The 4,018-nt window shown below is 64.2% G+C and carries 3 protein-coding genes; 2 read left to right on the top strand and 1 reads right to left on the bottom strand.

What is annotated here, in order from left to right; all coding sequences use genetic code 11:
- Nucleotides 1-600: 600 nt before the first annotated feature.
- Nucleotides 601-1,821 carry an alpha/beta hydrolase fold domain-containing protein gene (locus WAN71_RS01340; protein ID WP_422223604.1) on the top strand — a complete coding sequence of 407 codons (1,221 nt, stop codon included), beginning with the start codon at nucleotides 601-603 and terminating at the stop codon, nucleotides 1,819-1,821.
- A 43-nt stretch (nucleotides 1,822-1,864) separates the two neighbouring features.
- Nucleotides 1,865-3,283: a WS/DGAT/MGAT family O-acyltransferase gene (locus WAN71_RS01335; protein WP_422223603.1), complete on the top strand. Its 1,419-nt coding sequence runs from the start codon at nucleotides 1,865-1,867 to the stop codon at nucleotides 3,281-3,283.
- Between the two features lie 77 nt (nucleotides 3,284-3,360).
- On the opposite strand, the gene WAN71_RS01330 is transcribed toward WAN71_RS01335, so the two are convergent.
- Nucleotides 3,361-4,018 (bottom strand): AMP-binding enzyme (locus WAN71_RS01330; protein ID WP_422223602.1); only part of this gene is annotated, 658 nt, incomplete at its 5' end.

The following is a 4,018-nucleotide window of genomic DNA, read 5'->3' as shown; positions in this document are numbered from 1 at the left end:
GCCCAGTGATGTCCGATAAGTCTCCTCGGCAAACCATGACCAAGAAGTCTGGAAAGTCATTGAAGGAGAAACGCGCCGACAAGCAAGCCAAGGTTGCCCGCCGTACCGCGTCTACCGATGCGTTATTTCACGACAAGAAGCGCTGAAGCACAACGACTTTCGTCGCACGCCCTAGACGGCATCTAAACCACGACGAGTGGCCGAACGTCAATTTCCGCAGAGTCGTAGTTTCAGCTCGATCAGTCGAGTCCAACGATCGAATTGGGTTGTGGTCCTGGATGTTTGGTCGCTCGTTTGATTCAGCTTGGTGCTCCTGCGCCGGGGCGCCGTGACCTATACCAGCCACTCATCGGTGTCCGCGCCAACTGCATACGGGTGGAGTCCGCTCGGGAGGGCGGTCCGTGGTTTCGCTGGGCCTCAATCGGCTTGGACAGCGCCGGGATGCCCGCCCGCCGAGTGGGTCTCCGTATGGCTGCATCTGATCGGAGAACGGGGTTATCGCGAGTTTCCGGCGTCGTGAACGCCGTTTCTGGGCGGCTAGCTGCTGTGCACCCGCGCGTTTGCAGGTTGACGGGTGAACCCGCGAGGTACGCTCCCGGAATGACGCGACGACCGGCGATCTCCGTTCCCGGACCGACCATGGCCTCCCGGGCACGGTGGTTGCTAAGAGCCCGCCCCGGTGACTACATGCTGGCGCTAAGCGTTGCGACGGCTTCGCTGCCCGTGGTGGGCAGGCATCTGGAACCGCTGGGCGGCGCCACCGCGATGGGTGTCTGGGGCTACCGGCACCTGCCGGATTTCTTGTCAGCGTCGGCGAAGTCCTGGCTGACGCCGGGCATCGGCGAGATCCGTAAGTCCGAGCGGGACATGACAACGGCCGTCTCCGAGGCCGCGCTGCGCGGCATCGTGTCGGGCAAAGACCTGGAGATCGAGTGGCCAGCGCCGGAGCGGACTCCACCGCTTTGGCGGGCATTGCAACATCGTCGCTACCTGCACCGCGCATCGGTGCGGTACGGCAAACATCCGGTGCAACTACTGGACGTCTGGCGTCGCAAGGATCTGCCGGTCCGGCCGGCGCCGGTGCTGATCTTTGTGCCCGGCGGCGCCTGGGTGCACGGCGGGCGCACCCTGCAGGGCTATGCGCTGATGTCGCATCTGGCCGAACTGGGTTGGGTGTGCTTGTCGGTGCAGTACCGGGTCGCGCCGCACCACCGCTGGCCCGCTCACATCACCGACGTCAAAACCGCGATCGCGTGGGCGCGCGCCAACGTCGACAAATTCGGCGGCGACCGCGATTTCATTGCAGTAGCGGGTTGTTCGGCCGGCGGACACTTGTCCGCGCTGGCCGGACTCACCGGCAACGACGCCGACATGCAGACCGAGCTGCCGGCCGGCTCGGACACCTCGGTGGATGCTGTGGTGGGAATCTACGGCCGCTACGACTGGGAGGACCGCTCGACCGTCGAGCGGGCCCGCTTCCTCGATTTCCTGGAACGGGTAGTCGTCAAGCGCAGGATCGACCGTCACCCCGAGGTGTTCCGCGATGCTTCGCCGATCGCCCGGGTACATCCGGAAGCCCCGCCATTCTTGGTGATTCACGGCAGTAACGACACGGTGATACCGGTAGTGCAGGCGCGCAGCTTCGTCGAGCGACTGAGGTCGATTTCGCGTTCGGTGGTTAGCTACGTGGAGCTGCCCGGCGCCGGACACGGTTTTGACCTGACCGATGGGGCGCGCACCGGTCCGATGGCGACTGCAGTCGGGCTGTTCCTCAACCAGGTCCACCGCAACCGGATGATCGCGTCCAAAGAGGTTATTTAGCCGCCGGCCGACTGTATCGTCCCTGCATGAGGGAGGCGCGCAGGTGAAAAGACTCAGCGGCTGGGATGCGGTGCTGCTCTACAGCGAGACGCCGAATGTGCATATGCACACCCTCAAAGTCGCCGTGATCGAGCTGGATGCCGACAATCGCGACTTCGGTATCGACGCGTTCCGCCGGGTCATTCACAGCCGGTTGTACAAGCTGGAACCGTTCTGTTTTCAGCTCGTTGACATCCCGCTCAAGATGCACCACCCGATGTGGCGAGAAAACTGTGATGTCGACCTGACCTACCATGTGCGCCCCTGGCGAGTGCGCGCCCCGGGCGGTCGTCGCGAGCTCGATGAGGCCCTCGGGGAGATCGCGAGCATCCCGCTGGACCGTGATTACCCCCTGTGGGAGATGTACTTCGTCGAGGGTCTGGCCAATAACCGGATTGCGGTAGTCGGCAAAATCCACCACGCGCTCGCCGACGGGGTGGCCGCGGCGAATCTGCTTGCCCGCGGCATGGATCTGGTGCCCGGCCCGCCATCCGGCCAGACCCGTTATGCGCCCGACCCGGCTCCGTCCACTGGCGAGCTGGTGCGGTCCGCGTTCGCTGATCATCTGCGCCATCTCGGGCGGATTCCGCGGACCATCGGCTACACCGCCCAGGGTATTAACCGGGTGCGCCAAAGCCCGCGCAAGCTGTCACCGGAACTGACGCGGCCGTTCACCCCGCCGCCGACGTTCATGAACCACATGCTCACTCCCGAACGCAGATTTGCCACCGCGACGTTGGCGCTGGCCGATGTCAAGGAGACCGGCAAGGCGCTCGGCGTCACGATCAACGACATGGTGCTGGCCCTGTCCGCGGGCGCGTTACGCAAACTGCTGCTGCGCTATGACGGTCAAGCCGATCACCCCCTGCTGGCCTCGGTTCCGGTGAGCTTCGACTTTTCCCCCGACCGGATCTCGGGAAATTTCTTCACCGGAATGCTGGTGGCGTTGCCGTCCGACCTCGACGACCCGTTGGAACGGGTACGGCGCTCTCATGACAACGCTGTCGACGCCAAGGAGAGTCACCACCTGCTCGGCCCCGAGCTGGTTAGCCGCTGGGCGGCCTACTTTCCGCCGGCACCGTCTGAGTCGCTGTTCCGCTGGCTGGCCAACCGCGACGGCCAGAACAAAGTGCTCAACCTGCCGATCTCCAACGTCCCGGGCCCGCGGGAACACGGACGGGTCTGCGGCGCACTGGTCACCGAGATCTACTCGGTGGGGCCGTTGACCACCGGCAGCGGCCTGAACATCACCGTGTGGAGTTATGTCGACCAGCTCAACGTCTCGGTGCTTTCCGACGGCGCCACTGTCGACGACCCACACGAGTTGAGCGACGCCATTATCGATGAGTTGATCGAAATCCGCCGCGCCGCAGGGCTTTCCGAGAAGCTTACGGTCATCGAAAGCGCGATGGCACAGGCTTGATGCGGATCGCCGCGTCGAATGTGGGCTTAAGACACGCAACACGCGGTTTTTGCGTGCATCAAGCCCACATTCGGCGATCACTCAGACAACTGCGCGAGCAGATCGCGGCGGACGATCTTGCCGGTGCTGCTGCGGGGCAGCTCGTCGAGCACGACGATTTCGCGAGGCACCTTGTAATTGGCCAGGTTGTCCCGGACATGCTGCTTGAGGTTGTCCGCGGTGTTGGTTGAAGATTCAGTGCCCTGCGTCAGTACGACGAACGCCGCCAGCCGTTGTCCGTACTGTTCGTCGTCGACGCCGAGCACCGTGGCCTCGGCGACATCGGGGTGAGCCGCCAACGTCTTTTCCACCTCGATCGGGTAGACGTTCTCGCCGCCGGAGACGATCATCTCGTCGTCGCGCCCGACCACGTATAGTCGCCCGGCCTCATCAAGGCGGCCCACGTCTCCGGATGCCATGAAGCCCTCATGGAAATTCTTGCCCGCACCGGAGGTGTAACCGTCGAAGCGGTTGGAGTTGCGCACGAAGATCTGACCGACCTCGCCGGTGGGCAGCGCGCGGAGCTCGCTGTCGAGGATGCGAATCTCGGTGCCGCTAGCGGGTTTTCCTGCGGTGTCCGGGGCGGCCCGCAGGTCCGTGGGCGTCGCGGTGGCGATCATGCCGGCTTCGGTGGCGTTGTAGTTGTTGTAGATGACGTCGCCGAACTCGTCCATGAACCGGGTGACGACGTCGGGG

The sequence above is a fragment of the Mycobacterium sp. genome, assembly GCF_049280035.1.
Lineage (GTDB): Bacteria > Actinomycetota > Actinomycetes > Mycobacteriales > Mycobacteriaceae > Mycobacterium.
Note: the sequence above shows the minus strand (reverse complement) of the source record. Positions and strands in the feature narration are given on the sequence as shown.